The sequence below is a fragment of the Enterobacter sp. WCHEn045836 genome, from assembly GCF_003965585.1.
GTDB classification, from domain to species: Bacteria; Pseudomonadota; Gammaproteobacteria; order Enterobacterales; family Enterobacteriaceae; genus Enterobacter; species Enterobacter dissolvens.
Map to the genome: position 1 here is coordinate 471992 of NZ_RXPT01000001.1, position 26848 is coordinate 498839.

Consider the following 26848-nt stretch of genomic DNA (forward strand, 5'->3'; position numbering starts at 1 on the left):
GCTATACTCTGCGCCGATTTTCCTGTTCTTTAACATCCAGTGAGAGAGACCGATGCATCCGATGCTGACCATCGCCGTGCGCGCAGCGCGCAAGGCGGGTAATGTAATTGCCAAACACTACGAAACGCCAGACTCCGTAGAAACCAGCCAGAAAGGCAGCAATGATTTCGTGACTAACGTCGATAAAGCCGCAGAAGCGATTATTATCGAAACGATCCGCAAATCTTACCCACAGCACACCATCATCACCGAAGAAAGCGGTGAACATGAAGGTACCGATCAGGATGTTCAATGGGTTATCGATCCACTGGATGGCACCACCAACTTCGTCAAACGCCTGCCACACTTCTCTGTGTCTATCGCAGTACGCATTAAAGGCCGTACTGAAGTCGCCGTTGTTTATGATCCAATGCGTAACGAACTGTTCACCGCTACTCGCGGTCAGGGCGCGCAGCTGAACGGTTACCGTCTGCGCTGCAGCAACGCTCGCGATCTGGACGGCACCATTCTGGCGACCGGTTTCCCGTTCAAGGCGAAACAGCACGCGACCACGTATATGAATATCCTCGGCAAACTGTTCACCGAATGCGCGGACTTCCGCCGCACCGGTTCTGCCGCGCTGGATCTGGCCTACGTGGCGACCGGTCGCGTTGACGGTTACTTCGAACTGGCGCTGAAGCCGTGGGACTTTGCTGCGGGCGAGCTGATCGCGCGTGAAGCAGGCGCACTGGTATGCGATTTCACCGGCGGTCACAACTATATGTCTACCGGCAACATCGTTGCAGGTAACCCACGCGTTGTTAAAGCCATGCTGGCAAACATGCGTGATGAACTGAGCGATGCGCTGAAGCGTTAATCCCGGTAATTCCCTCTCCCTGTGGGAGAGGGTCAGGGTGAGGGCTTCAGACCACACCCTACTAAAACGGCCGCAATCCCCTTCCCACCGGCACCGCGCTCATCCACATCGTCACCGCCGCCACCAGCAGAATCACCCCGCCCGCCAGCGCGAGCGTAGTCCACCCTACCTGTCGCCACAGCACCGGCGTTTTATTGCCGCTGAGTTTTACCGCCAGCTGACGGAAGCTGTGTACCAGCAGCGCTAAAGACGAAATGGTGAGAGACGTTCCTGCCGCCATCGCCAGCGCGGACAGCATTCCCCAGCCAAACACGCCGATTACCTTACTGAACAGCAACACCATGATCGCCCCCGAGCACGGGCGCATACCCATCGAGAGAACAATCATCAGCCGCGCGCGCCAGTCGTCGCCGTTCTGTAATTGTTCCTGCGTGGGCAGATGCAGATGCCCGCATCCGCAGTTTTCATCATGAACGTGGTGCGGCGTAAAGGTCTTGAATTTCGGCTTTTGCAGCAGCACGCGCAGCTTTTTGAGCGCCCGCCAGCAGAGGATCAGCCCCAGCACGCCCACCAGCGCATAGCTCCCTTTTTCAAGCCAGAAGCTGCTCATGTGTAGCTGACGGGCAGGCAGCTGTAAGAGTGAAAGGACTATCACGACGAGCGCAATCGCCACGCCGCCCTGCAGCAGCGAGGAGGCCAGCGTCAGGCCAATGCTCGATCTCAACTTCGACGGATGGGTAGCAAGCCAGGTGGTGATGACGATTTTGCCGTGCCCCGGCCCCAGCGCGTGCAGAACACCATAGATAAAGCTAAACGCCAGCAGGGAACCGCCCGCTTTTGTCGGGTTCTCCGCCACCGCCTTCAGCAGCCCGCTCATCTGTTGATTGACTTCACGCTGCCAGAGGATGCTTTTCATCATCACCTGCGGCCAGGCCTGCCATAACCACAGCGCGCCGCACACGGCCAGCAATAAAAAGAGCGCCAGCGGCCAGAGATGAAGCCAGAGACGTGGTTTTCGGGCGGAAGACGCGATCACTGACATTGTAATGTCACCTGCTGTGCAAACTGTTTACCCAGTTCCATATCTTCAGGAGGGGCATCCTCTTTATCCAGAGAGACGGCAAAGTTGAGCGTCTCTTCGCTGGGTTTTGGCGTATGAACAGCGAGTTTGCAGGTTTTTTGCAGGGTGGTCGGTAGCGTCACGTCACTCTCCTTCGCATAACTCATATCGACATAATAGGTGGGGTCGAAAGTGGAAAAGGTGTAGGTCTGCCCTGCCAGCGGCTGAGGATGCGCCAGCGGAAGAACAAACGTCAGCACCGCCTGATGGCCCTCACGCGACATGCCGTACTCCGTCGGGCGATTCATAAACTTCACTTTTTGCCCGTTATGCCAGAACTCGGTGAAGTAGTGCTGCCCCAGCACGTTGGCCATGACCTCCGCCGCCAGCTTTTTCCAGATCTCATCGCCTGGCTTTGCATTTCCCGCGTCATACAGCAAATCGGCCGAGGTGATTTCATCCATCGTCCAGCGCATTTTCAGGCCGCTCAACTGGGTTCCGTCAGTCACCAGCTCGGTTTTGAGACTGATAAAACTGTGAGGATGCGCGCCGGCGGTGAAAGTAATAACCGCCAAAAATAACGCCATCGCGCTGTGTTTAACTGTTTGCATCAATTCCTCACGTCAAAAATTCTGTGATGTTCGCCAGCAATCCTGAGTGAAAGGCCTGCCGGTACGCTTTTCAGCGTCGATCCTTTAGCTATTCTTACCAGACATTCACACTGGATACCCAACAGATGATGACAACGCTTGAAATTCCATCTGTGCTTTCCAGTTCGCAGCGCCGCTGCCAGGTGCTTTTGATGCTTTACCTGCCCGATGCTGCCGTCACCGCACAGAGCATAATCGCAGCCAACGGCGTGGACGACGCCATGGCACGGCAAGATATAGCCGAGACGCGCGATGAAATCCAGCGCTATCACCGGCTGGACATCGTCACGCACCATGACGGCAGCTACCGGATTGAAGGTTCGGTCCTGAATCAGCGTTTATGTTTGCTGCACTGGTTGCGCAGGGCGCTCCGCCTGTGCCCGCAGTTTGTTTCGCATCAGTTTACCCCGGCGCTTAAAACCGCGCTTAAACAGCAGGGCATTGCGCGTCCTCTTTATGACGATACCAATCTGCGGGCGTTGATCAGCTTCTGTTCGCGAAAGCTACAGCGCCCCTTTGACTGCCGTGACGTGCAGTTTTTACAGCTCTTTTTGCAGTACTGTCTGATCCAGCATCATCTCGGCAATACGCCGCAGTTTTCCCCTGTTCAGCGCAACTGGACGCAGTCGCGAGGGGAATACTTCACGGCGCAGGAAATCGTGCGTCACTGGAAGCGCCGCGTGCCGCAGGGGACCCACAGCGACGAACAACTGTTCCTCGCGCTGCTGTTTATGATGCTGCGTACGCCCGATCCGGTGCTCGATAGACATCAGCAGGATCAACGTCTCCGCCGGGCCATTGTGCGCATGATTGCCCGTTTTCGGGCACAGACGGGGATGAACTTCAGTGATGAACAAGGGCTGACCGATCAGCTGTATATTCATCTGGCGCAGGCGCTGGATCGTTCGCTGTTTGAAATCGGCATCGACAATAGTCTGCCTGAAGAGATTCACCGCCTTTATCCCCGCCTGTTGCGTACCACCAAAGAGGCGCTGTTTGAGCTGGAAGCGGAGTTTGGTCTGCGTTTTTCCGATGAAGAGATGAGTCTGGTGGCGGTGATTTTTGGTGCCTGGCTGATGCAGGAGTCCGATCTGCATGAAAAACAGGTGGTGTTGCTAACCGGAGAGGATAAATCCTGTGAGGAGGTGATTGAACAGCAGCTGCGCGAGTTAACACTGCTGCCGCTCAATGTTCGCTATCTGACGCTGCAGGCTTTTCAGAAAGAGGGAGCCCCGCGCGAAGCGGCGCTGGTCATTACCCCTTATCCTACCGCCCTGCCCCTGTTCTCGCCACCGCTGATCCACGCCGTTGAATCGCTGAATGCGCAGCAGCAAGAACATATTCGCGCCATGCTGGAATCATAGTCAGGCGCGCGCGGTCACTTTCGGGCGAATGAACATCGCCGGCAGCGCGACCAGTGCCATTACCCAGAAGACGCCGTGCCCCAGATGCTGGTACAGGAAGCCCGCAAAGACCGTCATTACGGCAATGCTGCCGCCCATCGCCACCGCGGAATAGACCGCCTGCAAGCGGATCACATCCCCGCCTTCACGCGCAGCGATATAGCGCATGGCCGCCAGATGGCACACGGTAAAGGTGCCGCAGTGCAGAATTTGCGCCACAATCAGCCAGGGCAGTTCGGTCGTCCAGCCCATAATGCCCCACCGCGCCACGCCACACACGGCGGAGAGCAGCAGCAGATCCCGCGCGCCGAAGCGGCGGAACAGTTTCTTGCTGAGCGCAAAGATAATCACCTCTGCTACCACGCCAAGTGACCACAAATAGCCGACGGCGGAAGCTGAATATCCCGCGCCCTGCCAGTAGATGGCACTAAAGCCATAATAGGCCGCGTGCGCCCCCTGGAGCAGGCAGACACAGGCGAGAAAACGCCAGCTTTGCGCCACCAGGCTTCGCCAGGCGGGACAGCCTGCACTTTCCTGATGACGGCTTTCGCCTTGCGGCATCACCGATGGTCGCAGCAGCATGCCCAGCAGCATGGAGGCGATCCCGATACTCAGCAGAGCCAGGATTGCGCGGTAATCATAAAGGCTGACCAGTTTACCCACCAGCGCAGAGCCAATCACAAACGCAATGGAGCCCCACAGGCGCACGCGGCCGTAGTCCATGGTGATCTGTTTTTGCCAGGTGTTTGCCAGGGCGTCCGTCAGGGGAACCAGCGGAGAGAAGAACAGGTTAAAGCCAACCATCACCACCATCAGCCAGGCAAACTGATGGCTGACCCAGAAGCAGGCCACAAAGACCAGCGTTAACAGGGCAAGTATACGCACCGCCTTGATCAGTAAGGAGGGATCGCTGACGCGCGGTGCAATCAGCAGGCTGCCGAGGAAACGCGCCACCAGCCCCGCTCCCAGCAGGACACCAATGGTCTCCGGAGTAAGGCCAATCCCCTTGAGCCAGACGCTCCAGAAAGGCAGAAAAATACCGTAGCTAAAGAAATAGGTGAAATAGCTGAGCGCCAGCCAGCGCGTGGAATGCAAGACCATGAATCCCTCCCGAAATGGAGGCCATAGTCTGGCGAGAATATAAAAATTAAGCAAGTAGATAGCCTGCTATAAATTAACGAAAAATTAACATTGCATGCAGTCGTCTGGCTTATGGCAGGGAATGAAAATGTGTATTACGTTTAAATTACTCCACTTGCAGAGGTTTTCTGCCATGAACTCACTTCGCTATTTCGATTTCGGTCAGTCACGCCACCTGTTGTTGTTGATTGCCCGCATCGCACTTGTCGTGCTCTTTATTATCTTTGGCTATCCAAAACTGACGGGGTTTAGCGGCACCGTGCAATATATGACATCCCTTGGCACACCAATGCCCATGCTGGCGGCCATTATTGCGGTGGTGATGGAAGTCCCTGCCGCGATCCTGATCGTGCTGGGCTTTTTCACCCGCCCTCTCGCCATACTGTTTGTTTTCTACACGCTGGGCACGGCGATTATTGGTCACCATTACTGGGATATGACCGGTGACGCGGTTGTGCCAAATATGATTAATTTCTACAAGAACGTCAGTATTGCTGGTGCATTTATTCTGCTGGCGATTGTGGGACCGGGAGCAATATCCCTCGACCGACGTTAAGCCATAAAAAAAGGCCGCAAGCGCGGCCTTTTTTATTTCTGCAAAGCAGAAGAATTATGCGTATACCGGGAAGCGTGCGCAGATATCCAGAACTTTACCTTTAACGCGCTCGATAACCGCTTCGTCATTGATGTTGTCCAGAACGTCACACATCCAGCCAGCCAGCTCTTTCACTTCCGCTTCTTTGAAACCGCGGCGAGTGACAGCCGGAGAACCGATACGGATACCGGAGGTCACGAACGGGCTCTTCGGATCGTTTGGTACGCTGTTTTTGTTCACGGTGATGTTGGCGCGGCCCAGGGCGGCGTCAGCTTCTTTACCGGTCAGGTTCTTATCAACCAGATCCAGCAGGAACAGGTGGTTTTCAGTGCCGCCGGATACCACTTTGTAACCACGGTTCAGGAACACTTCCACCATCGCTTTGGCGTTTTTGGCAACCTGCTGCTGGTACACCTTGAACTCTGGCTCCATCGCTTCTTTCAGCGCGACGGCTTTTGCCGCGATAACGTGCATCAGCGGGCCGCCCTGTGCGCTTGGGAACACAGCGGAGTTCAGTTTTTTGTACAGCTCTTCATCACCGCCTTTCGCCAGGATCAGGCCACCGCGTGGACCCGCCAGGGTTTTGTGGGTAGTGGTGGTCACAACGTGCGCATGCGGAACCGGGTTCGGGTAAACGCCCGCAGCGATAAGACCGGCAACGTGCGCCATATCCACGAACAGGTAAGCACCGATGCTGTCTGCGATTTCACGCATTTTTGCCCAGTCAACAATACCGGAGTAAGCAGAGAAACCACCGATGATCATCTTCGGCTTGTGCTCTTTAGCCTGCTTAGCCATGTCTTCGTAGTCAATTTTGCCTGACTCATCAATACCGTAAGGAATGATGTTGTACAGTTTGCCAGAGAAGTTTACCGGGGAGCCGTGAGTCAGGTGACCGCCCTGCGCCAAGTTCATACCCAGAACGGTATCGCCCGGCTGCAGCAGCGCGGTGTAGACCGCGAAGTTTGCCTGAGAGCCGGAGTGCGGCTGGACGTTAGCGTAGTCAGCACCAAAGAGTTCTTTCGCACGGTCAATCGCCAGTTGCTCAACGATATCCACGTACTCACAGCCGCCGTAGTAGCGCTTGCCCGGATACCCTTCAGCATATTTGTTGGTCAGCTGAGAACCCTGCGCCTGCATGACGCGCGGGCTGGTGTAGTTCTCGGAGGCGATCAGTTCGATGTGCTCTTCCTGACGTACTTTTTCCTGCTCCATAGCCTGCCACAGTTCGGCATCATAATCGGCAATGTTCATTTCACGCTTTAACATCCGCATCTCCTGACTCAGCTAACAAGTAAATTTTGGCCTGAAAAGGCAGTCCTGTTGGACGACGGGCAACAGTATAACTGAATAGTTCTGTGATAACAGGTCTTGACAAACGATTTTACGCAAACGTTTTCCTTCACGCCACGCAAGGGTTTGAGGAATAAAGCCCTCGTCATTTTCAACGGATTTCTTTTCAGGTTTGTGATGCATATATTTCATCTTGCAAAGAACCATTTACATCGCAGGGGTATTTTTATAAGATGCATTTAAAATACATCATTAAGTTCACATCAGAAGGACGCGCTCATGCTCGACGCTCAAACCATCGCTACCGTTAAAGCCACCATTCCCCTGCTGGTGGAGACCGGCCCTAAGCTCACCGCGCATTTCTACGACCGCATGTTCGCGCACAACCCGGAGTTGAAAGAGATTTTCAACATGAGTAACCAGCGTAACGGCGATCAGCGGGAAGCGCTTTTTAATGCCATCGCGGCCTACGCCAGCAACATTGAAAATCTGCCAGCCCTGCTGCCTGCGGTGGAGAAAATCGCGCAGAAGCATACCAGCTTCCAGATCAAACCCGAGCAGTACAACATTGTGGGCGGTCACCTGCTGGCGACGCTGGACGAGATGTTCAGCCCGGGCCAGGAGGTGCTGGACGCATGGGGCAAAGCTTACGGCGTGCTGGCAAACGTCTTTATCAACCGTGAAGCGCAGATCTACAGCGAAAACGCCAGCAAGAACGGTGGCTGGGAAGGGACCCGCGCCTTCCGCATTGTTGAGAAAACGCCGCGTAGCGCGCTGATTACCAGTTTTGAGTTCGAGCCGGTGGATGGTCAACCCGTTGCCGATTATCAGCCGGGGCAGTATCTCGGCGTCTGGCTGAAGCCTGAAGGTTTTCCGCATCAGGAGATCCGCCAGTACTCCCTCACCCGCAAGCCAAACGGTAAGGGCTATCGTATTGCGGTGAAACGCGAGGACGGCGGTCAGGTTTCCAGCTGGCTGCATAACGAAGCCAGCGTGGGCGACGTGGTTCAACTGGCCGCGCCGGCGGGCGATTTCTTTATGGCTGTTGAGGCCAATACGCCGGTCACGCTCATCTCCGCCGGTGTGGGTCAAACGCCAATGCTGGCGATGCTGGACACGCTGGCGAAATCCAGCCACAGCGCGCAGGTTAACTGGTTCCACGCTGCGGAAAACGGGGATGTGCATGCCTTTGCTGACGAAGTGAAAACCCTGGGTGCTACCCTGCCGCGTTTCACCGCACACACCTGGTATCTTCTGCCAACGGATGCCGATCGTACAGCGGCCCGCTTTGACAGCGAAGGGTTGATGGATTTACGCCAGCATGAAGGTGCGTTCAGCGCGCCGGAGATGCAGTTCTACGTCTGCGGTCCGGTGGCGTTTATGCAGTATGCCGCGAAGCAGCTGGTTGAACTGGGCGTCAATAAAGACAACATCCATTACGAATGTTTTGGACCGCATAAAGTGCTGTAATACAAAAAGCCCCTCGTTCGAGGGGCTTTTTTTGCCAGATGGCGGCTGCGCCTGACCCGGCCTGCAAAACCGCAGACAATGTTAAATCGCGGCGTCGTCTTCTTCGCCGGTACGGATACGGATGACGCGCGCCACGTCAAAGACGAAGATTTTACCGTCACCGATTTTACCCGTTTGCGCCGTACGGATAATGGTATCCACACAGGTATCGACAATATCGTCGCTCACCACGATTTCAATTTTCACTTTCGGCAGAAAGTCCACCATGTACTCTGCACCACGGTAAAGCTCGGTGTGGCCCTTCTGACGACCAAAACCTTTCACTTCAGTCACGGTCATCCCGGTGATGCCCACTTCCGCCAGCGCTTCACGTACATCATCCAGTTTGAAAGGTTTAATAATCGCATCAATCTTTTTCATGGTGGGTCCTTAAACTCTTGCCTGTAAGCTGCTTCGTAATCGATTGCTCACAGTATCATATTCATTCGAAGTTTGCGGTACTACTCTTTAAAATCGTTGGCTTCCAGTTCATGCCGTGACAGCAGCTTATAGAACTCGGTGCGGTTGCGTCCGGCCATGCGTGCTGCATGGGTCACGTTGCCTTTGGTGATCTGCAGCAGCTTACGCAGATAGTTTAGCTCGAACTGGTTACGCGCTTCGGCAAACGTCGGCAGTGCCGTGTTCTCGCCTTCCAGCGCCTGCTCCACCAGCGCGTCACTGATGACAGGTGACGACGTCAGCGCCACGCACTGCTCGATCACGTTGACCAACTGACGCACGTTTCCCGGCCAGCTTGCGGCCATCAGCCGCTTCATCGCATCGGTGGAAAACGCCCGAACAAACGGTTTGTGGCGATCCGCAGACTGGCGCAACAGGTGATTCGCCAGCAAAGGAATATCTTCCGCACGCTCGGCCAGCGCCGGGATTTTCAGGTTCACGACGTTCAGACGATAGTAGAGATCTTCACGAAACTCATTGCGCGCCATCACCTTCGGTAAATCACGGTGCGTGGCGGAAATGATACGCACGTTAATGTCGATATCGCGGTTGCTGCCCAACGGGCGCACTTTTCGCTCCTGCAGCACGCGCAGCAATTTGACCTGCAGCGGCGCAGGCATGTCGCCAATCTCATCCAGGAAAAGCGTGCCGCCTTCCGCCGCCTGGAATAACCCTTCCCGGCTGCTGACTGCGCCGGTGAACGCACCGCGGGCGTGGCCGAACAGTTCAGATTCGAGCAGCTGTTCCGGCAGTGCGCCGCAGTTAATGGCGATAAAGGCGTTCTTGCTGCGAGGACTGGCATTATGGATGGCCTGCGCCAGGATCTCTTTCCCGGTGCCGCTCTGCCCGTTAATCAGCACGCTGACGTCCGACTGCGCCACCATCCGGGCCTGTTCCAGCAGACGCAGCATAATAGGGCTACGCGTGACAATCGGCTCCCGCCACGCCTCATCGCTCGACGGGGCAGCATGTTCCAGCGCACTGTCGATAGCCTTATACAGCGCGTCTTTGTCCACCGGTTTGGTCAGGAAGCTGAATACCCCCTGCTGTGTCGCCGCCACGGCATCCGGGATCGAGCCGTGCGCCGTGAGGATAATCACCGGCATACCCGGCTGCTGCTTCTGGATCTCCGCGAACAGCTGCAGTCCATCCATTTCATCCATCCGCAGGTCGCTTATTACCAGATCAATTTTTTCACGGGCGAGAATTTTCAGCCCCTCCAGCCCGCTTTCAGCCGTCACGACGCTGTAGCCTTCACTGACCAGACGCATTCCCAACAGCTTCAGCAACCCGGGATCGTCATCCACCAGTAAGAGATGGGCAGGTTTACGGCTCGTCATGCTTCACATCCTCTTGTTTCGGCGTATCGCTGTCCGGTACTGCGGATGAACTCCCTGGCTGATATTTACGCGACGAAAGCTGTCTTTCGATATCGGTCAGGTTCTCCAGCTTACGCGTCGTGGTATCCAGTTGCGTACGCAAATGTTGTTGCTGTTGACGCAGGGTATCAAGCTCGCTGTCGGTTGACTGTTGCAGCTTGCTGTAACGGGTACGCTCTTCAGACAGCTGAAGTTGCAATGTCTGCCCATTACGCCAGAGCTGATATACCGGGCGGACCTGAGCGGGAAGATATGCCACGAAGGTGTCGAGCCGCGTGACGTTTGTGCGTCGTTCGACAGGGGTAATTTTGGCATCCCCAAGCAATATCCCGCGCTTGAAGGCGTCCTGCCAGGTATCGTCGTCCAGCATCGCCGCTTTTGAGCGGGCTTCAACCGGGGCCAGGCGCTGCGCGCAGTCTATTCCGCGTAGCCAGAACAGAGGATTGGTTTCGACGTCATGCCCCGACAGGTTCCAGATATCATCGCAGCGGGTTGAGAGGAAATCTGCCAGCTGACTCTCAGGCCATTTATCTGCCTGCTTATCGCTAATGGCGCTTTTCGGCACATGGGAAACACACCCCGCCAGCAATAAACAGGGCAGGCTCAGGCGCAACGTTTTACGGGAAAACACCGCGCATATGGCGCGGAAAAAGACGTGTGACATACTCACCAGACATAGCTTCATTTTATTGGTTTTTCCGGCTCTGGGGCAGTTCGATACGGAAGCAAACATCGGAACGTTCGTCCGTGACAATGTTTAGCTCCCCCTGCATGCGTCGTATGCAGTCCCGGGCGATACTCAAGCCCAGACCGCTTCCTTTAACCGCACCTTTTCGCTGATGACTTCCCTGGAAGAAGGGTTCAAATATCATCTCTCTTTCGTCATCGGGGATCGGGGTGCCGGTGTTGGCGACATCAATAAACACCCGTGAACCATTCGTATAGCTTCGGATATAAATGTTACCGGATTCAGTACCATAGTGCACCGCATTGGAATAAAGATTATCCAGAACGCTCATTAATAACATCGGTTCAGCCAGGCAGGTTGGCTCACTCAGCGCCACCCCGGTATGCATCATTTTAGCTCTTGCTGGCAAGCTATGGGCAGAGATCACCATATCCACCAGCGGCTCAATCTCCACATTCTCCAGAACGACCGCCCCATCCGCCAGCTTGCGGTTGTAATCGAGCAGCTGCTCAATTAATTTCTGCAGATTGCGGCTGCTGGCGTCGAGGATCTCGACAATCTCTTTCTGCTCCACCGTCAGCGGCCCCGCCACTTCGTCCGCCAGCAATTCCGTACCTTCGCGCATACTGGCCAGCGGCGTTTTAAGCTCATGGGAAATATGACGTAAAAACTGATGACGCTGGGATTCCAGCCACGACAGGCGTTCCGAAAGCCAGATAATTCGCTGCCCCACGGAACGTAACTCGCGCGGGCCCTTAAAGGCGACCGTATCACCCAGTGATTTCCCCTCCCCCAGACGATTGATCATTCGCTGGATACCCTTCACCGGGCCGATGATCATCCGGGTAAAGAGCAGCACCAGCGCGAGGCTCACCAGAAACAGCACCAGCGCCTGCCAGCCAAAGAACTGACCGCGTTCGGCAATCTCCTGCTGCAACTGCTGACCGCGAGAGAAAATCACCGCACGGGTAGACTGCACCATCTCGGTGTTGGCATTCGCGAAGGCTTCAAGACGAGCGGCCGCGGCCGCATCCGGGCCACTGTTCTTACACTGTAGCTGGGCCAGGTCGTTCAAATCCTGACGTAATGCCTGGTAGAGTTTATCGTCCGGCAGCACGCCGGCATGCGCATCCAGCATCTCGCTATAGCGTTTACGCTGATTCTGGTAGACCTTTTCCAGCGTGCGATCGTCCAGCACGCAATACTGACGATAGCTACGCTCCATCTCCAGCGCGGCGTTGGTCATCGCTTCACTGCGTCTGGCGTCAATGAGCGTCGTGCGGTTAGTCAGTGCTGCCTGGGCACTGAGCGCGTTCAGGCTCTGCCACGCCTGCCAGGCCAGGATCAGTAAAGGCAGCAGGATCAGCAAAAAGGCCATCATCACGAGTTGACGCAGGGAGCGGGGGAAAACGGGCCAGCGTTTCAACGCATTACTCTCTTTGAATGGGTTTGAGGAGAGCGTAACTGAGTCTGCCCTTCAGATACAACAAAGCCGGGTAAAAACCCGGCTTTGTCATGGAATGAGGCGGTGCCTAACTCGACGTTTCGCCCTGTCCTGATAAAGCAACGCTATGATCAGTAGTTGGACGGCAGGCACCTTTTTGTGCGTCATTCGAAGTTTATGTAGCACGTCCCGAAGGGGCTGACATAAGAAGGTGAATGAGCCACTGGTTAATATTATGCAATAGCTGTGCCAAAATGCAAATCAATATATTATCATATTGATATTTATATAATTTATAGGTTTGCACCGTTAATTGCTCGCTGAATGATTTCCAGGCTAAGTGTCGCTAATCAGCAACACCTTAACGGGAACCCGACATGCCTTATATAAATCAATAAGTTAAATGTCTCCTTTTAGAGACAGTCGCATTACGGGTCTGTCGCGAAATTACGACACAAAAAAAGCCCGGTTAGCTTTCGCTTACCGGGCCTTGAAGGGTAATACCGATTAACCCAACTGTTTACGCGCGTTGCGGAAGATACGCATCCACGGGCTGTCCTCGCCCCAGTTTTCCGGGTGCCAGGAGTTGCTCACGGTACGGAACACGCGCTCCGGGTGTGGCATCATGATGGTCGCACGGCCGCTTTCGCTGGTCACCGCCGTAATACCGTTGGCAGAACCGTTCGGGTTAGCCGGGTAGGTTTCCGTCACCTTGCCGAAGTTATCGACAAAGCGCAGCGCCACCAGGCCCTTGCTCTCAAGCTGAGCCAGATGGGCAGCATCACGCACTTCAACCTGACCTTCACCGTGAGAAACGGCGATTGGCATCTGCGACCCTACCATTCCCTGCAGCAGCAGAGACGGGCTCTGAGTCACTTCCACCAGGCTGAAACGCGCTTCAAAGCGGTCGGACTGGTTACGCACAAAGCGAGGCCAGGCTTCGCTACCCGGGATCAGCTCGCGCAGGTTGGACATCATCTGGCAGCCGTTACACACGCCGAGCGCCAGGGTTTGCGGACGATGGAAGAAGCTTTCGAACTCATCGCGCACGCGGCTGTTGAAGAGAATGGACTTCGCCCAGCCTTCACCCGCGCCCAGTACGTCACCGTAGGAGAAACCGCCGCACGCCACCAGCGCCTGGAAATCTTCCAGACCGGTGCGACCTGCCAGCAGGTCACTCATGTGAACGTCGATGGCATCAAAGCCTGCACGGTGGAAGGCTGCAGCCATCTCAACGTGGGAGTTAACGCCCTGCTCACGCAGCACGGCGACTTTCGGACGCGCGCCGGTCGCAATGTACGGCGCAGCGATGTCTTCGTTGATGTCGAAGGAGAGCTTCACGTTCAGGCCAGGATCGTTGTCGTTGGCCTTGGCATTGTGTTCCTGATCGGCACATTCCGGGTTATCACGCAGGCGTTGCATCTGCCAGGTGGTTTCTGCCCACCACATACGCAGCGTGGTGCGGCTTTCGCAGAACACCGCATGGCCATCTGCTTCAATCACGAAACGGTCCCCCTGAACGGCTTTACCCAGGTAGTGTACGCAGTCTGCCAGGCCATGTTGAGCCAGCAGGGCTTCAACCGCGTCACGATCGGCCGCACGCACCTGAATCACCGCGCCCAGCTCTTCGTTAAACAGTGCCGCCAGACGATCTTCGCCAAGCGTCGCGATATTCGCTTCAACACCGCAGTGTCCGGTGAAGGCCATCTCTGCCAGGGTCACCAGCAGGCCGCCGTCGGAACGGTCGTGGTAGGCCAGCAGTTTACGCTGCGCCACCAGCGCCTGAATGGCGTCGTAGAAGCCTTTTAACTGTGCCACATCACGCACGTCAGCCGGTTTATCACCCAGCTGACGGTAAACCTGTGCCAGCGCGGTGGCACCCAGCGCGTTGTGACCTTTACCCAGGTCAATCAGCAGCAGGGCGTTATCTTCGGTCGACAGTTGTGGAGTCACGGTATGGCGCACGTCTTCCACACGGGCAAACGCGGAGATGATCAGCGACAGCGGCGAAGTCATTTCGCGCTGCTCATTGCCTTCCTGCCAGCGGGTTTTCATCGACATGGAGTCTTTACCCACCGGAATGGTCAGGCCGAGTGCAGGACAGAGCTCTTCACCCACCGCTTTAACGGCTTCATACAGGCCCGCGTCTTCGCCCGGGTGACCGGCAGCGGCCATCCAGTTCGCGGACAGTTTGATACGTTTGATATCGCCAATCTGCGTCGCGGCGATGTTGGTCAGCGCTTCACCGACGGCCAGACGAGCAGAGGCCGCGAAGTCCAGCAGCGCTACCGGGGTACGTTCGCCCAGCGCCATCGCCTCACCGTAGTAGCTGTCGAGGCTCGCGGTGGTCACGGCGCAGTTCGCCACCGGGATCTGCCACGGACCTACCATCTGATCGCGCGAGACCATGCCGGTCACGGTACGGTCGCCGATGGTGACCAGGAAGGTTTTCTCTGCCACCGCAGGCAGGTGCAGCACGCGATTCACCGCCTCTGCTACGGTAATGCCCTGACGATCCAGCGCGTTGCCCGCCGCTTTGCGGGTCTGTACGTCGCGGGTCATCTTCGGCGTTTTGCCGAGCAGCACGTCCAGCGGCAGGTCGATTGGCTGGTTGTCGAAATGGGTATCGCTCAGGGTCAGGTGTTTCTCTTCAGTCGCTTCACCGATGACGGCATACGGAGCGCGCTCGCGACGGCACAGCTCGTCAAACAGCGGCAGCTGATCGGCTGCGACGGCCAGCACATAACGTTCCTGGGATTCGTTACACCAGATCTCCAGCGGGCTCATGCCCGGCTCATCGCTCAGAATGTCGCGCAGGTTGAAACGCCCGCCGCGACCCCCGTCGCTCACCAGCTCCGGCATGGCGTTGGACAGGCCACCCGCACCAACGTCGTGAATAAAGAGGATCGGGTTAGCATCACCCAGTTGCCAGCAGCGGTCGATCACTTCCTGGCAACGACGCTCCATTTCAGGGTTGTCACGCTGAACGGAGGCAAAGTCGAGATCCGCGTCAGACTGACCGGACGTCATTGAAGAGGCCGCACCGCCGCCCAGACCGATGTTCATCGCCGGCCCACCGAGGACGATCAGCTTCGCACCGACGACGATCTCACCTTTCTGCACGTGATCGGCACGAATGTTACCGATCCCGCCCGCCAGCATGATCGGCTTGTGGTAGCCGCGCAGCTCTTCGCCGTTGTGGCTGTCCACTTTCTCTTCATAAGTACGGAAGTAACCGTTCAGTGCCGGACGACCAAATTCGTTGTTGAATGCCGCGCCGCCCAGTGGGCCTTCGGTCATGATATCCAGCGCGGTCACAATACGCTCTGGCTTGCCGAAATCTTCTTCCCACGGCTGTTCAAAGCCCGGGATACGCAGGTTGGAGACGGAAAAACCGACCAGACCCGCTTTTGGTTTAGCACCACGGCCCGTCGCCCCTTCGTCACGGATTTCGCCGCCGGAACCGGTCGCCGCACCCGGCCACGGAGAGATCGCCGTCGGGTGGTTGTGAGTTTCCACCTTCATCAGGATATGCGCCGGCTCCTGATGGAAATCATAGCGCCCTGCTTCGCGATCGGCGAAGAAGCGGCCCACCTCGGAACCTTCCATCACCGCAGCGTTGTCTTTATAAGCAGACAGCACGTGGTCAGGGGTTTTCTCCATGGTGTTTTTGATCATTTTGAACAGCGACTTCGGCTGCTGTTCGCCGTCAATAATCCAGTCGGCGTTGAAAATCTTGTGGCGGCAGTGCTCGGAGTTAGCCTGCGCGAACATATACAGTTCGATATCGTTCGGATTACGGTTCAGCTTAACGAACGCATCCTGCAGGTAGTCAATCTCGTCTTCTGCCAGTGCCAGGCCGAGACGCAGGTTGGCGTCAATCAGCGCCTGACGGCCTTGCCCCAGCAAATCCACGCTCTGTACTGGCGCAGGCTGATGGTGGGAGAAAAGTTTCTGCGCATCATCCAGAGAAGCAAACACGCTCTCCATCATGCGGTCATGCAGCTCTGCGGCCACCGCCTGCCACTGCGCGTCGCTCAGGGTGGAGGCTTCAACATAGTACGCCACGCCGCGTTCCAGACGGTTAATCTGGTTCAGACCACAGTTGTGTGCGATGTCAGTCGCTTTGGAAGACCAGGGGGAGATGGTGCCTGGACGAGGCGTCGCAAGGATCAGTTTACCGGTTGGGGTATGGCTGCTCAGGCTTGGGCCATACTTGAGCAGGCGTTCCAGCTGTACGCGCTCCTCTGCATTCAGGGGGGCATTCAGGTCAGCAAAATGGACATACTCAGCGTAAATATTGCTTACCGGAAGGTCGGCTGCCTGAAAACGTGCCAGCAGTTTGTTAATACGGAAGGCAGACAGTGCAGGCGAACCACGCAGAATTTCCATCATAAGTCTCTCGTCTTCGAAGCGCCGGGGCGCTTACAGTGTGCGCAAGGGGGGAAAACGGGCGTCATTATAGAGAATCCTGAGCGTCGACGAAACCGTTTGCGTCGAAATAAAATCGACGGCGTCGTTTAACAATAGATGTGACCTCTCTCTCTAATTTGTTGCCAAGTGGCGTAACTTTACGCAAAATGCCGCTCAATCAATGGCAAACCTTATTTTTAACATGGCTACAGCATACTAAGGCAACCGGCGTCGCAGAGAATTAACTAATTGAAAAAATTAAAGATTAATTATCTGCTCATCGGCATTGTAACGTTGCTGTTGGCAGTGGCCCTCTGGCCTTCCATCCCCTGGTTCGGCAAAGCCGAAAACCGTATCGCCGCCATTCAGGAGCGGGGGGAGCTGCGCGTCAGTACCCTCAGCTCTCCGCTGATTTACAGTGACATCAACGGCAAAACCATCGGTCTCGACTATGAACTGGCTCAGCAGTTTGCCGATTACCTTGGCGTGAAGCTCAAAATCACCGTGCGCCAGAACATCAGCCAGCTGTTTGATGACCTGGATAACAACGATGCCGATATCCTCGCCGCCGGGCTGGTGTACAACAGCGAGCGCAGCAAGAATTACCAGCCGGGCCCGACCTATTACTCCGTTTCACAGCAGCTGGTCTATCGCGTCGGTAGCCTGCGCCCGCGTACGCTGGCCTCGATCAACGCTCAACAACTGACGATTGCCCCTGGCCATGTGGTGATTGACGATCTGCGTGAGCTGAAGGAGAAGAAATACCCTGACCTGAGCTGGACCGTCGATCCTAAACTCGGCACGACGGAGCTGCTGGACCAGGTCAAAGATCAGAAACTGCCTTACACCATCGCCGACTCCGTGGCGATCAGCCTGTTCCAGCGGGTGCATCCTGAAATCGCCGTGGCGCTGGACGTGACGGACGAACAGCCCGTAACCTGGTTTACCCATCTGGATGACGATCAGACCCTCTCTGCGGCCATGCTCGATTTTTATAACACCATCAATGAAGACGGTACGCTGGCACGCCTTGAGGAGAAGTACCTCGGCCATGGTGACGACTTTGACTACGTCGACACCCGTAGCTTCCTGCGCGCCGTAGATAGCGTACTGCCGGACCTGCAGCCGTTATTCGAAAAATATGCCCAGGAGATCGACTGGCGGTTGCTGGCGGCGATTTCTTATCAGGAATCACACTGGGATACCCAGGCCACCTCGCCGACCGGCGTGCGCGGCCTGATGATGCTGACCAAAAATACCGCGCAGAGCCTCGGGCTGACCGACCGTACCGATGCGGAACAGAGCATCAGCGGCGGCGCGCGCTACCTGCAGGATATGATGGACAAAGTGCCTGAGACGGTGCCGGAAGAGGAGCGCATCTGGTTCGCGCTGGCCGCCTACAACATGGGCTATGCCCACATGCTGGACGCCCGTGCCCTGACGGCAAAAACAAAAGGCAACCCCGACAGCTGGTCTGACGTAAAACAGCGTCTGCCGCTTCTGAGCCAGAAGCCGTGGTACAACAAGCTGACCTACGGTTATGCGCGTGGGCATGAGGCTTATGCTTACGTGGAAAATATTCGTAAGTATCAGATTAGCCTGGTGGGTTATCTGCTGGAGAAGGAAAAAGAGGCGACGGAGGCCAGGCAGCTGGCGCAGAGCTATCCCGTTGTGGCACCGGACGAAATTAATCGCCCGAGGACTTCAATTCTGCCTTTTGTTGCTTTTTCTGCTGACGGCGCATTCGAAAGAAATCACTTAATAGCCCCGAACACTCTGGTGCAAGTACCCCACCGATAGTCTTCACCTGATGGTTCATTCCCGGGTGTCCGAGCACATCCATCAGCGAGCCCGCAGCGCCGGTTTTTTCATCCCGCGCACCAAAGACCAGCGTACCGATACGGCTGTGCACCATCGCGCCGGAACACATGACGCACGGTTCAAGCGTGACGTACAGCGTGGTGTCGAGCAGACGGTAGTTTTGCAGTACCAGCCCCCCCTGACGAAGTGCCATGATTTCTGCGTGAGCGGTAGGATCGTGGCGGCCAATCGGGCGGTTCCACCCTTCGCCAATCACCTGATTGTTATGGACAAGCACGGCTCCCACGGGCACTTCCCCCTCGTCCCAGGCGCGCCGGGCAAGCGTTAGCGCATGGCGCATCCAGTATTCATGTGTGAATTCAGGGTTGGACAACGGTTGATACTCCAGTCGAAAAGCGGGCGGCATTATACACACCCACTATGGATAAAACTATTCGAGTTGCTGAAGTTCACCCGCAGGTGTCACGCGCCAGCGGTGCTGGCAAAAATAGAGCAGCGGGTTGTCCTGCTTACTGTCGCTGTAACCGCTGTACAGACGCAGCGGCGTGCCAATGCGCATCTCCAACTGGGCCACCTTTTCGTGCCCCAGACAGCGCATGCTCAATACCCACCCGCCGTAACCACGGGAGATCTGCGTGGCGATCAGATTCACCCTCGGCAACCACGGCGTATCGAAATAGACCTGCTCTACCAGCGACTGCGGCGAGCCGGTAATCAACCAGATATCGGCGTCGTTCGCATCGAGGTAGCTGGTCAGCCGCGCCTGCACAACCGGAAACGCCGTCACATGACCGCGAAACCAGTGCGCAAAATCCTGCTCAAGCTGTTTGAGCCGGGCTTCACTGTGGCCAAAGGTGCAGCCCCAGAGCAGCAGACTCATTGGCCAGCGCGCAGCCCGGCCTTTCACCAGCAGCGCAAGGCCAATCACGGGTAACAAAGGTAAGACGAGCAGTGCGTTCAGGGGCTGACGCCGCAGCAGGTAGCGCATAAACGTACCAAACATATCCTGCTGATGCAGCGTTCCATCCAGATCGAAAAAGACAACACGACGCTCGTGATTAGCCAAACCTTACTCCTCTGGGTCGTTGAATCCCGCCAGCCAGGTAAACAGGAACCCGGCGATCACCGCTACCAGATAGCCTAACAGATAGAGCATGACTTTTCCGGTCACGATGGTAAGCGCCAGCGGTAAACCGGAGAGACCAAAGGTAATAACGGTGGCGACTTTCCAGTAGCTGATAAGCGCCCCGCCTACCGCGCCGCCCAGACAGGCCGCAAGGAAAGGCTTACCGAGCGGCAGCGTGACACCAAAAATCAGCGGCTCGCCAATGCCCAGTAATCCAACCGGTAGCGCCCCTTTAATCACTTTTTTCAACCGCGCGTTGCGGGTTTTCATCAGCACGGCAATCGCCGCACCGACCTGACCTACCCCCGCCATCGACAGGATGGGCAGCAGCGCGTTATAACCATGCGCCTGCACCAGCTCGACGTGGATCGGTACCAGCCCCTGATGCAGGCCGGTCAGCACCAGCGGCAGGAAGGTCCCTGACAGCACAGCCCCCACGACCAGCCCGCCGCGATCGATAGCCAGAGAAGCGCCGTGGGCAATCACCTCTGAGATCCAGCCGCCCAGCGGCTGCAGGGCCACAATCGCCACACAGCCGGTGATAAGCGTGGTCAGCAGTGGATTGAGGATCAGCTCAATTGAACCGGGGAGAACGGCGCGCAGCTTTTTCTCAATCCAGCACATCAGAATGACCACCAGCAGCACCGCAATCACCCCGCCGCGACCGGGCTGGAGGGCCTCGCCGAACAGGGTAATCTGCGCCAGCTGCGGGCTGGAGAGAATACCGGCCATCACCCCGCCCATCGCCATGGAGCCGCCAAACACTTTGGCGGTGTTAACCCCAACCAGAATGTTCATGATGGCGAAGACAGCGCTACCAAAGATCCCCAGAATCCCGAGCAGGTTCGGATAGTGAGTGGCAAAATCGCCGACTATATCCGGGCGCTTGAGGATATTGATGATCCCGGTGATCAAGCCGGAGGCAATAAATGCCGGAATAAGAGGGATAAAGACATTTGCCAGCAGTCGCAGCGCATCGCTCATGGGGGCTTTGTATTTGGCCTTCGCCTGCGCTTTGGTGCGCCCGGCATCGTCAACCGGCACGGCCGCCCCTCCGCCCATCAATGCGCGCATGGCATCAACGACCTGCGCCGCTTTTCCCGGCCCGACAATCAGCTGATGCTGTTGCCCCTGCTTAACGTATCCGCTGACGCCAGGAAGTTGCTTAAGATGCGCGATATCAAGCTGGTCGTCGTCATGCACCTCGACGCGCACGCGCGTCATGCAGTTTTCCAGACGCTGAATGTTCTTCTCTCCGCCGATCCCCTGCAAAATATGGCTGGCGAGCGCTGCTGTTTTTTCCATACACGCCTCTGTGTTAGTTTTCTAATGCCGCCCGTAAGAACCCATCATGCGCAGCGAGTTTAGCTCGTGCGGCGGCGGCATCCAGCCCGCTCAGGATCATCAGAATGGCCGGTTTCACATCGTGATCGGTTTGCGTGAGTACAGCTTCCGCCTCTTCGCGGCCTGCGCCTGTCGCTTCCATCACCATACGACAGGCCCTGTCCACCAGCTTGACGTTGGTGGCCTGCATATCCACCATCAGGTTCTGATACACCTTGCCGAACTTCACCATCGCGCCGGTGGAGATCATATTGAGGACCAGTTTTTGTGCAGTCCCGGATTTGAGGCGCGTGGAGCCGGTAAGCGCTTCAGGCCCGACGACCGGAGAAATCGCGATGTGGGCCACCTGCGCAATGGGTGAGCCAGGATTACAGGAGATAGCCACGGTTGTACAACCCGTCTGGTTGGCATACTCCAGACCGCCAATGACATAAGGTGTGCGCCCGGAAGCGGCCAGTCCGACGACCAGATCCTTTGCGTTGAGGTTAATCCCTTTCAGGTCATCTTCGCCGAGCTGTTTGTTGTCTTCCGCCCCTTCCACCGCCTTCAGCAGCGCACCAGGCCCACCGGCAATGAGACCGACCACCAGCCCGTGCGGAACGCCGAACGTGGGTGGACATTCAGACGCATCCAGCACGCCGAGACGTCCGCTGGTTCCGGCGCCCATATAGATAATGCGGCCACCCGCCTTGAGCGCCTGCGCCGCGGCATCGACGGCCTTCGCCACCTCTGGTAATGTCTCTTTCACTGCCAGGGCGACCAGCGTATCCTGTTGATTAAAACGGTTAACCAGCTCCAGGGTGGAGAGTGCATCCAGATCCATGGTTTGCGGGTTACGCGTTTCTGATACAAGTGAGCCAAGATTCATCTTTTTTACCTCTGGAATTTTTAATTCATAATAATCGCACTATAATGGAATATAAAATTCATTCAGGCGAGCAAAATTCGTATTTGCGCAGACAATCACATTTTCGCCAGGAGAACGTATGAACTGTTTAATTCGCATTCGCCAGCGTTATGCCGGCTTTGCTCAAAGCGACAAAAAGCTGGCGGATTTTTTGCTTTCTCAGCCCGACCACGCCCGCCATCTGAGTTCGCAGCAGCTGGCAAGCGAAGCGGGTGTGAGTCAGTCCAGCGTGGTGAAATTTGCCCAGAAGATTGGCTTTAAGGGCTTCCCGGCACTGAAGCTGGCGATTAGCGAAGCCCTGGTGAGTAACCCCAATCCGCAATCCATGCCGGTGCATAATCAGATCCGTGGCGATGATCCCATGCGTCTCGTGGGTGAGAAGTTGATCAAAGAGAATGTCGCGGCCATGCACGCCACCCTCGATGTGAACACCGAAGAAAAATTACTGGAAAGCGTGGCAATGCTGCGTGCGGCACGTCGGATCATTTTGACCGGCATCGGCGCGTCCGGACTGGTGGCGCGCAATTTTGGCTGGAAGCTGACAAAGATCGGGTATAACGCCATCGTCGAGCAGGATATGCATGCCCTGCTGGCCACAGTGCAGGCTATGGATCCTGACGATCTGCTGCTGGCGATCTCCTATACTGGCGAACGTCGCGAAATCAACATGGCCACCGATGAGGCGCTGCGTGTAGGCGGGAAAATACTGGCCATCACCGGTTTTACCCCCAATGCACTGCAGCAGCGGGCAACGCGCTGTTTATATACGATCGCCGAGGAACAGGCCACGCGCAGTGCCGCTATCTCATCAACGAGTGCGCAGATGATGCTGACGGATCTGCTGTTTATGGCGCTGGTACAACAGGATCTGGAGCATGCGCCTGAGCGCATTCGTCACAGCGAAGAGCTGGTAAAAAAACTGGTTTGAGCAACGAATGAGCGTATAATGCCCGCCCTGTTTGTGTTGTTTCTGAGAATTTCCTGATGGCGCTGTTAATCACCAAAAAATGCATCAATTGCGATATGTGCGAACCGGAATGCCCAAACCAGGCGATTTCGATGGGCGACAGCATTTATGAGATTAACAGCGACCGCTGCACCGAGTGCATCGGCCACTATGAGACGCCGACCTGCCAGAAGGTGTGCCCGATCCCCAATACCATCCTGAAGGATCCGGCACACGTCGAAAGCGAAGAGCAGCTGTGGGATAAGTTTGTCCTGATGCATCACGCGGACAAACTTTAACTTTCGATAATCACCGTTGCGCTGGCATAGTGCCGTTCATCCGCGATTGTCACGTGCATGTGCGCCACGCCGAGTTTCTCTGCCAGCTTCAACGCCTCGCCCCATAAACGCAGGCGCGGCTTACCCAGCTCATCGTTAAACACTTCAAACTGGTTAAACGCCAGACCGTTACGAATACCGGTGCCAAAGGCTTTGGCCGCTGCCTCTTTAACGGCAAAGCGCTTGGCCAGGAAACGTACCGGCTGCTGATGCGCTTCCCAGATGGCCCATTCGTTATCGCTCAGCACGCGCCTTGCCAGGCGATCGCCACTACGGGCGATCACCGCTTCAATGCGGGCTATCTCGACGATGTCGGTACCTAAGCCCAGAATAGCCATTACTGACGCGCTTCCAGCATCAGGCGTTTCATTTCTGAAACCGCCTCTTTCAGGCCACTCATCACCGCACGGCCAATAATGGCGTGGCCGATATTCAGCTCATGCATTTCAGGCAGGGCGGCGATGGCTTTAACGTTGTGGTAGGTCAGTCCATGCCCTGCGTTTACCTTCAGACCCAGGCTCGCGGCGTAAGTGGCCGCTTTCGCGATACGCTCCAGCTCTTTAGCCTGCTCGGCGTCGTTTTTGGCATCGGCGTAGCAGCCGGTGTGAATTTCAATATACGGTGCGCCCACTTCAGCCGCCGCTTTGATCTGCTCCGCATCAGCGTCGATGAACAGAGAAACCAGGATACCCGCGTCCGCCAGACGTTTGCAGGCATCGCGCATTTTGTCACGCTGCCCCGCCACGTCCAGACCGCCTTCGGTGGTCACTTCCTGACGTTTTTCCGGTACCAGGCAGCAGAAATGCGGTTTGGTGTCACAGGCAATCGTCAGCATCTCTTCGGTGACCGCCATCTCCAGGTTCATCCGGGTATCCAGCGTCTGACGCAGAATACGCACGTCACGGTCGGTGATGTGGCGGCGGTCTTCGCGCAGATGAACGGTAATGCCATCGGCGCCAGCCTGCTCAGCGATAAACGCCGCCTGAACCGGATCGGGATAAGCCGTACCGCGTGCATTACGCAGCGTGGCGATGTGATCGATGTTGACGCCTAACAGTAATTCAGCCATGACAATCCTCGGTATTTTGGTTCATTTCCCTTCCCCCTCTCCCTCCGGGAGAGGGCTGGGGTGAGGGGTAAAACGTTAACGTTTCGGCATAAACTGCCTGAATAATTCGCGGCTCTTTAAGGGCTTGCCGCCAAGATACGGCTTGAGGGCAATCCGGGTAAAGCGTTTTGCAGCACGAAGGGTATCCTGATCCGGAAATTCTCGCTCATATAGCGCCCGGAGCTGGCGTCCGGTGAAGGTGTTGTTATCGATCACGACGCTGGCGATAAAGCCTTTTTCTTCACGGTAACGGTAGGTCATCGTCTCATCCACCTCTTCCCCACTGCCTGCACAATGCAGGAAATCAACGCCATATCCCAAATGACCCAGCAGCGCCAGCTCGAAACGGCGCAGGGCAGGTTCGGGCGAACCGGCGGCGCCCGCAAGAGCCTGGATACAGTGCAGATAGTCGAAGAAAAGTTCAGAGAAGCGAGTCTCATGTTCCAGAACACGTGAGATGAGTTCATTGACGTACAGACCGCTGTAAAGCGTGATGCCAGAAAGGGGAAGCGCCAGAGAGACGGCTTCAGCGCTGCGCAGGGTTTTGACTTCCCCTCGCCCGCCAAAACGGACCAGCAGCGGCGTAAAGGGCTGTAAGGCGCCTTTGAGATTAGAACGTTTGGAACGTGCGCCTTTTGCAACAAGGCGCACGCGACCCGACTCTTCCGTGAAGACGTCCAGCATCAGGCTGGTTTCGCTCCAGGGACGACTATGCAGAACAAAAGCGCGCTGCCAGCCTTCCATTTGCGCGTCGTCTTGGTTTACTGATCTTCGCCGTAACCGAGGCTGCGCAGAGCACGCTCATCATCGGCCCAGCCAGATTTCACTTTCACCCACAGCTCCAGGTGAACCGGTGCTTCAAACATCTCCTGCATGTCTTTACGGGCTTCGATACCGATGGTTTTGATCTTGGCACCTTTGTTGCCAATCACCATCTTCTTCTGCCCTTCACGCTCAACAAGGATCAGGCCGTTGATGTCGTAACCGCCACGCTCGTTACTCTGGAAACGCTCAATCTCTACCGTCACGGAATACGGCAGTTCTGCACCAAGGAAACGCATCAGCTTTTCGCGGATGATTTCAGAGGCCATAAAGCGCTGAGAACGATCGGTGATGTACTCTTCCGGGAAGTGATGAATCGCTTCCGGCAGATGCTTACGCACGATGCCAGCGATGGTATCCACGTTCAGGCCGGTCTCTGCAGACAGCGGAACGATGTCGAGGAAGTTCATCTGGCTACCCAGCCACTGCAGATGCGGCAGCAGATCGGCTTTTTCCTGCACGTTGTCCACTTTGTTGACTGCGAGGATCACCGGCGTTTTACCGTCACGCAGCTTGTTCAGGACCATTTCGTCGTCCGGCGTCCAGCGGGTGCCTTCAACAACGAAAATAACCAGTTCCACATCACCAATCGAGCTGCTCGCCGCTTTGTTCATCAGGCGGTTGATGGCACGCTTCTCTTCCATGTGCAGGCCTGGGGTATCGACGTAGATCGCCTGATACGCGCCTTCAGTATGGATCCCGACAATGCGGTGACGCGTGGTCTGCGCCTTACGCGAGGTGATCGAAATCTTCTGCCCAAGCAGATTATTCAGCAGGGTGGATTTCCCCACGTTCGGACGTCCGACGATGGCAATAAATCCGCAATAGGTTTTTTCTTCGCTCATTCCAGCTCCAGCATTTTCAACGCCTGTTCGGCGGCAGCCTGTTCAGCCTTGCGACGGCTTGAACCTGTGCCCACCACCGGTTCACTCAGGCCACTGACCTGGCAATGGATGGTAAATTCCTGATCGTGCGCTTCACCACGCACCTGCACCACCAGATAGGATGGCAGCGGGAGATGGCGGCCCTGCAAATATTCCTGCAAGCGCGTTTTTGGATCTTTTTGTTTATCGCCCGGACTGATTTCGTCCAGACGGGTCTGATACCAGTTCAGGATCAGCTTTTCTACGGTCTGGATATCGCTGTCCAGGAACACGCCACCGATTAATGCTTCAACCGTATCGGCAAGAATAGATTCACGACGGAAGCCGCCGCTTTTCAGTTCACCCGGTCCAAGACGCAGACATTCGCCCAGTTCAAATTCGCGTGCGATTTCCGCAAGGGTGTTACCCCGTACCAGCGTGGCGCGCATGCGGCTCATATCACCTTCATCCACTCGCGGGAAACGATGATAAAGCGCATTGGCAATCACGAAACTCAAAATAGAGTCACCTAAAAATTCGAGGCGCTCATTATGTTTGCTGCTGGCACTGCGATGGGTTAATGCCTGTTGCAACAGCTCCTGATGATGAAAAGTGTAGCCCAGCTTCCGTTGAAGCCGATTAATTACGATGGGGTTCATGCGATACCAATAAATGAATGCGTCA

At 56.1% G+C, this 26848-nt stretch carries 25 protein-coding genes; 7 read left to right on the forward strand and 18 right to left on the reverse strand.

Translation table 11 applies throughout. The annotated features are described in order from the left end of the window. Positions 1-52: 52 nt before the first annotated feature. Positions 53-856 carry an inositol-1-monophosphatase gene (gene suhB / locus EKN38_RS02155; RefSeq protein WP_013098296.1) on the forward strand — a complete coding sequence of 268 codons (804 nt, stop codon included), beginning with the start codon at positions 53-55 and terminating at the stop codon, positions 854-856. A gap of 61 nt (positions 857-917) precedes the next feature. Here the strand turns inward: suhB and EKN38_RS02160 are convergent, their stop codons facing one another. Together EKN38_RS02160 and EKN38_RS02165 are read right to left on the reverse strand one after the other, a co-directional pair. After that, the gene (locus EKN38_RS02160) at positions 918-1898 is read right to left on the reverse strand and encodes a nickel/cobalt transporter (RefSeq protein ID WP_014832907.1); all 981 of its coding nucleotides are present in this window, start codon (positions 1896-1898) and stop codon (positions 918-920) included. Continuing rightward, a complete protein-coding gene (locus EKN38_RS02165; protein ID WP_014832908.1) occupies positions 1889-2527 on the reverse strand; it encodes a DUF1007 family protein in 639 nt (212 codons plus the stop codon). The genes EKN38_RS02160 and EKN38_RS02165 overlap by 10 nt, the downstream gene beginning before the upstream one ends. A gap of 125 nt (positions 2528-2652) precedes the next feature. On the opposite strand from EKN38_RS02165, the gene csiE reads away from it, so the two are divergent. Continuing rightward, positions 2653-3930, forward strand: coding sequence for a stationary phase inducible protein CsiE (gene csiE, locus EKN38_RS02170; protein WP_014832909.1), 1278 nt, complete (start codon positions 2653-2655; stop codon positions 3928-3930). Here the strand turns inward: csiE and EKN38_RS02175 are convergent, their stop codons facing one another. Further along, positions 3931-5070, reverse strand: a complete 1140-nt coding sequence (locus EKN38_RS02175; RefSeq protein ID WP_014832910.1) for a 3-phenylpropionate MFS transporter — start codon at positions 5068-5070, stop codon at positions 3931-3933. A gap of 172 nt (positions 5071-5242) precedes the next feature. Here EKN38_RS02175 and EKN38_RS02180 point away from each other — a divergent pair, with 172 nt between their 5' ends. Beyond that, a complete protein-coding gene (locus tag EKN38_RS02180) occupies positions 5243-5665 on the forward strand; it encodes a DoxX family protein (protein WP_014832911.1) in 423 nt (140 codons plus the stop codon). A gap of 54 nt (positions 5666-5719) precedes the next feature. Here EKN38_RS02180 and glyA read toward each other — a convergent pair whose 3' ends face one another. Continuing rightward, positions 5720-6973 (reverse strand): serine hydroxymethyltransferase, encoded by a 1254-nt coding sequence (gene glyA / locus EKN38_RS02185; RefSeq protein ID WP_008502165.1) that lies wholly within the window; start codon positions 6971-6973, stop codon positions 5720-5722. Positions 6974-7276: 303 nt separating this feature from the next. Between glyA and hmpA the strand changes: the two genes are divergently transcribed. Then, positions 7277-8467 carry an NO-inducible flavohemoprotein gene (gene hmpA, locus EKN38_RS02190; protein ID WP_014832912.1) on the forward strand — a complete coding sequence of 397 codons (1191 nt, stop codon included), beginning with the start codon at positions 7277-7279 and terminating at the stop codon, positions 8465-8467. Between the two features lie 81 nt (positions 8468-8548). Here hmpA and glnB read toward each other — a convergent pair whose 3' ends face one another. The 5 genes from glnB to purL all read right to left on the reverse strand — a co-directional run bounded on the left by glnB (position 8549) and on the right by purL (position 16871). Further along, a complete protein-coding gene (gene glnB, locus EKN38_RS02195) occupies positions 8549-8887 on the reverse strand; it encodes a nitrogen regulatory protein P-II (RefSeq protein WP_003860685.1) in 339 nt (112 codons plus the stop codon). Positions 8888-8967: 80 nt separating this feature from the next. Beyond that, positions 8968-10305 carry a two-component system response regulator GlrR gene (gene glrR / locus EKN38_RS02200; protein WP_013098304.1) on the reverse strand — a complete coding sequence of 446 codons (1338 nt, stop codon included), beginning with the start codon at positions 10303-10305 and terminating at the stop codon, positions 8968-8970. Continuing rightward, positions 10292-11029 carry a two-component system QseEF-associated lipoprotein QseG gene (gene qseG, locus EKN38_RS02205; protein WP_043951678.1) on the reverse strand — a complete coding sequence of 246 codons (738 nt, stop codon included), beginning with the start codon at positions 11027-11029 and terminating at the stop codon, positions 10292-10294. The genes glrR and qseG overlap by 14 nt, the downstream gene beginning before the upstream one ends. A gap of 1 nt (position 11030) precedes the next feature. Beyond that, a complete protein-coding gene (gene qseE / locus EKN38_RS02210) occupies positions 11031-12458 on the reverse strand; it encodes a two component system sensor histidine kinase QseE/GlrK (RefSeq protein ID WP_014832914.1) in 1428 nt (475 codons plus the stop codon). A gap of 525 nt (positions 12459-12983) precedes the next feature. Continuing rightward, complete coding sequence (gene purL, locus EKN38_RS02215; RefSeq protein ID WP_043951679.1) at positions 12984-16871, reverse strand: phosphoribosylformylglycinamidine synthase; 3888 nt, start codon at positions 16869-16871, stop codon at positions 12984-12986. 267 nt (positions 16872-17138) lie between these two features. Here purL and mltF point away from each other — a divergent pair, with 267 nt between their 5' ends. Beyond that, positions 17139-18689, forward strand: a complete 1551-nt coding sequence (mltF, locus tag EKN38_RS02225) for a membrane-bound lytic murein transglycosylase MltF (RefSeq protein ID WP_014832916.1) — start codon at positions 17139-17141, stop codon at positions 18687-18689. On the opposite strand, the gene tadA is transcribed toward mltF, so the two are convergent. From tadA to murQ, 4 genes are read right to left on the reverse strand one after another with little or no spacing between them, the layout of a single operon-like run. Then, positions 18577-19116, reverse strand: coding sequence for a tRNA adenosine(34) deaminase TadA (gene tadA, locus EKN38_RS02230; protein WP_014832917.1), 540 nt, complete (start codon positions 19114-19116; stop codon positions 18577-18579). The genes mltF and tadA overlap by 113 nt on opposite strands. A 24-nt stretch (positions 19117-19140) precedes the next feature. Next, the gene (gene yfhb / locus EKN38_RS02235; protein ID WP_014832918.1) at positions 19141-19776 is read right to left on the reverse strand and encodes a phosphatidylglycerophosphatase C; all 636 of its coding nucleotides are present in this window, start codon (positions 19774-19776) and stop codon (positions 19141-19143) included. A gap of 3 nt (positions 19777-19779) precedes the next feature. After that, positions 19780-21141, reverse strand: coding sequence for a PTS transporter subunit EIIC (locus EKN38_RS02240; protein WP_014832919.1), 1362 nt, complete (start codon positions 21139-21141; stop codon positions 19780-19782). A gap of 13 nt (positions 21142-21154) precedes the next feature. After that, positions 21155-22048: an N-acetylmuramic acid 6-phosphate etherase gene (gene murQ / locus EKN38_RS02245; RefSeq protein WP_014832920.1), complete on the reverse strand. Its 894-nt coding sequence runs from the start codon at positions 22046-22048 to the stop codon at positions 21155-21157. Between the two features lie 118 nt (positions 22049-22166). Here murQ and EKN38_RS02250 point away from each other — a divergent pair, with 118 nt between their 5' ends. Next, positions 22167-23015, forward strand: coding sequence for a MurR/RpiR family transcriptional regulator (locus EKN38_RS02250; RefSeq protein WP_013098313.1), 849 nt, complete (start codon positions 22167-22169; stop codon positions 23013-23015). Positions 23016-23071: 56 nt separating this feature from the next. After that, complete coding sequence (locus EKN38_RS02255) at positions 23072-23332, forward strand: YfhL family 4Fe-4S dicluster ferredoxin (protein WP_008502177.1); 261 nt, start codon at positions 23072-23074, stop codon at positions 23330-23332. Here EKN38_RS02255 and acpS read toward each other — a convergent pair. The 5 genes from acpS to rnc form a co-directional block, all read right to left on the reverse strand. Beyond that, positions 23329-23709, reverse strand: a complete 381-nt coding sequence (acpS, locus tag EKN38_RS02260; protein ID WP_013098314.1) for a holo-ACP synthase — start codon at positions 23707-23709, stop codon at positions 23329-23331. The genes EKN38_RS02255 and acpS overlap by 4 nt on opposite strands. Beyond that, positions 23709-24440 carry a pyridoxine 5'-phosphate synthase gene (pdxJ, locus tag EKN38_RS02265; protein ID WP_014832921.1) on the reverse strand — a complete coding sequence of 244 codons (732 nt, stop codon included), beginning with the start codon at positions 24438-24440 and terminating at the stop codon, positions 23709-23711. Before pdxJ ends, acpS begins: the two co-directional genes overlap by 1 nt. A gap of 75 nt (positions 24441-24515) precedes the next feature. Then, positions 24516-25223, reverse strand: coding sequence for a DNA repair protein RecO (gene recO / locus EKN38_RS02270; RefSeq protein WP_014832922.1), 708 nt, complete (start codon positions 25221-25223; stop codon positions 24516-24518). Between the two features lie 17 nt (positions 25224-25240). Continuing rightward, on the reverse strand, positions 25241-26146 hold the full coding sequence (era, locus tag EKN38_RS02275; RefSeq protein WP_008502181.1) for a GTPase Era: 906 nt from the start codon (positions 26144-26146) through the stop codon (positions 25241-25243). Next, a complete protein-coding gene (gene rnc / locus EKN38_RS02280) occupies positions 26143-26823 on the reverse strand; it encodes a ribonuclease III (protein WP_003860711.1) in 681 nt (226 codons plus the stop codon). The genes era and rnc overlap by 4 nt, the downstream gene beginning before the upstream one ends. Between the last annotated feature and the right edge of the window lie 25 nt (positions 26824-26848).

Coding starts and splice junctions, on each gene's coding strand:
- glyA (WP_008502165.1), bottom strand. CDS start 6,973: ATGTTAAAGCGTGAAATGAACATTGCCGATTATGATGCCGAACTGTGG.
- glnB (WP_003860685.1), bottom strand. CDS start 8,887: ATGAAAAAGATTGATGCGATTATTAAACCTTTCAAACTGGATGATGTA.
- EKN38_RS02165 (WP_014832908.1), bottom strand. CDS start 2,527: ATGCAAACAGTTAAACACAGCGCGATGGCGTTATTTTTGGCGGTTATT.
- purL (WP_043951679.1), bottom strand. CDS start 16,871: ATGATGGAAATTCTGCGTGGTTCGCCTGCACTGTCTGCCTTCCGTATT.
- EKN38_RS02180 (WP_014832911.1), top strand. CDS start 5,243: ATGAACTCACTTCGCTATTTCGATTTCGGTCAGTCACGCCACCTGTTG.
- era (WP_008502181.1), bottom strand. CDS start 26,146: ATGAGCGAAGAAAAAACCTATTGCGGATTTATTGCCATCGTCGGACGT.
- acpS (WP_013098314.1), bottom strand. CDS start 23,709: ATGGCTATTCTGGGCTTAGGTACCGACATCGTCGAGATAGCCCGCATT.
- qseG (WP_043951678.1), bottom strand. CDS start 11,029: ATGAAGCTATGTCTGGTGAGTATGTCACACGTCTTTTTCCGCGCCATA.
- hmpA (WP_014832912.1), top strand. CDS start 7,277: ATGCTCGACGCTCAAACCATCGCTACCGTTAAAGCCACCATTCCCCTG.
- tadA (WP_014832917.1), bottom strand. CDS start 19,116: ATGCCGCCCGCTTTTCGACTGGAGTATCAACCGTTGTCCAACCCTGAA.
- rnc (WP_003860711.1), bottom strand. CDS start 26,823: ATGAACCCCATCGTAATTAATCGGCTTCAACGGAAGCTGGGCTACACT.
- EKN38_RS02175 (WP_014832910.1), bottom strand. CDS start 5,070: ATGGTCTTGCATTCCACGCGCTGGCTGGCGCTCAGCTATTTCACCTAT.
- pdxJ (WP_014832921.1), bottom strand. CDS start 24,440: ATGGCTGAATTACTGTTAGGCGTCAACATCGATCACATCGCCACGCTG.
- murQ (WP_014832920.1), bottom strand. CDS start 22,048: ATGAATCTTGGCTCACTTGTATCAGAAACGCGTAACCCGCAAACCATG.
- EKN38_RS02160 (WP_014832907.1), bottom strand. CDS start 1,898: ATGTCAGTGATCGCGTCTTCCGCCCGAAAACCACGTCTCTGGCTTCAT.
- recO (WP_014832922.1), bottom strand. CDS start 25,223: ATGGAAGGCTGGCAGCGCGCTTTTGTTCTGCATAGTCGTCCCTGGAGC.
- suhB (WP_013098296.1), top strand. CDS start 53: ATGCATCCGATGCTGACCATCGCCGTGCGCGCAGCGCGCAAGGCGGGT.
- glrR (WP_013098304.1), bottom strand. CDS start 10,305: ATGACGAGCCGTAAACCTGCCCATCTCTTACTGGTGGATGACGATCCC.
- csiE (WP_014832909.1), top strand. CDS start 2,653: ATGATGACAACGCTTGAAATTCCATCTGTGCTTTCCAGTTCGCAGCGC.
- EKN38_RS02250 (WP_013098313.1), top strand. CDS start 22,167: ATGAACTGTTTAATTCGCATTCGCCAGCGTTATGCCGGCTTTGCTCAA.
- EKN38_RS02255 (WP_008502177.1), top strand. CDS start 23,072: ATGGCGCTGTTAATCACCAAAAAATGCATCAATTGCGATATGTGCGAA.
- EKN38_RS02240 (WP_014832919.1), bottom strand. CDS start 21,141: ATGGAAAAAACAGCAGCGCTCGCCAGCCATATTTTGCAGGGGATCGGC.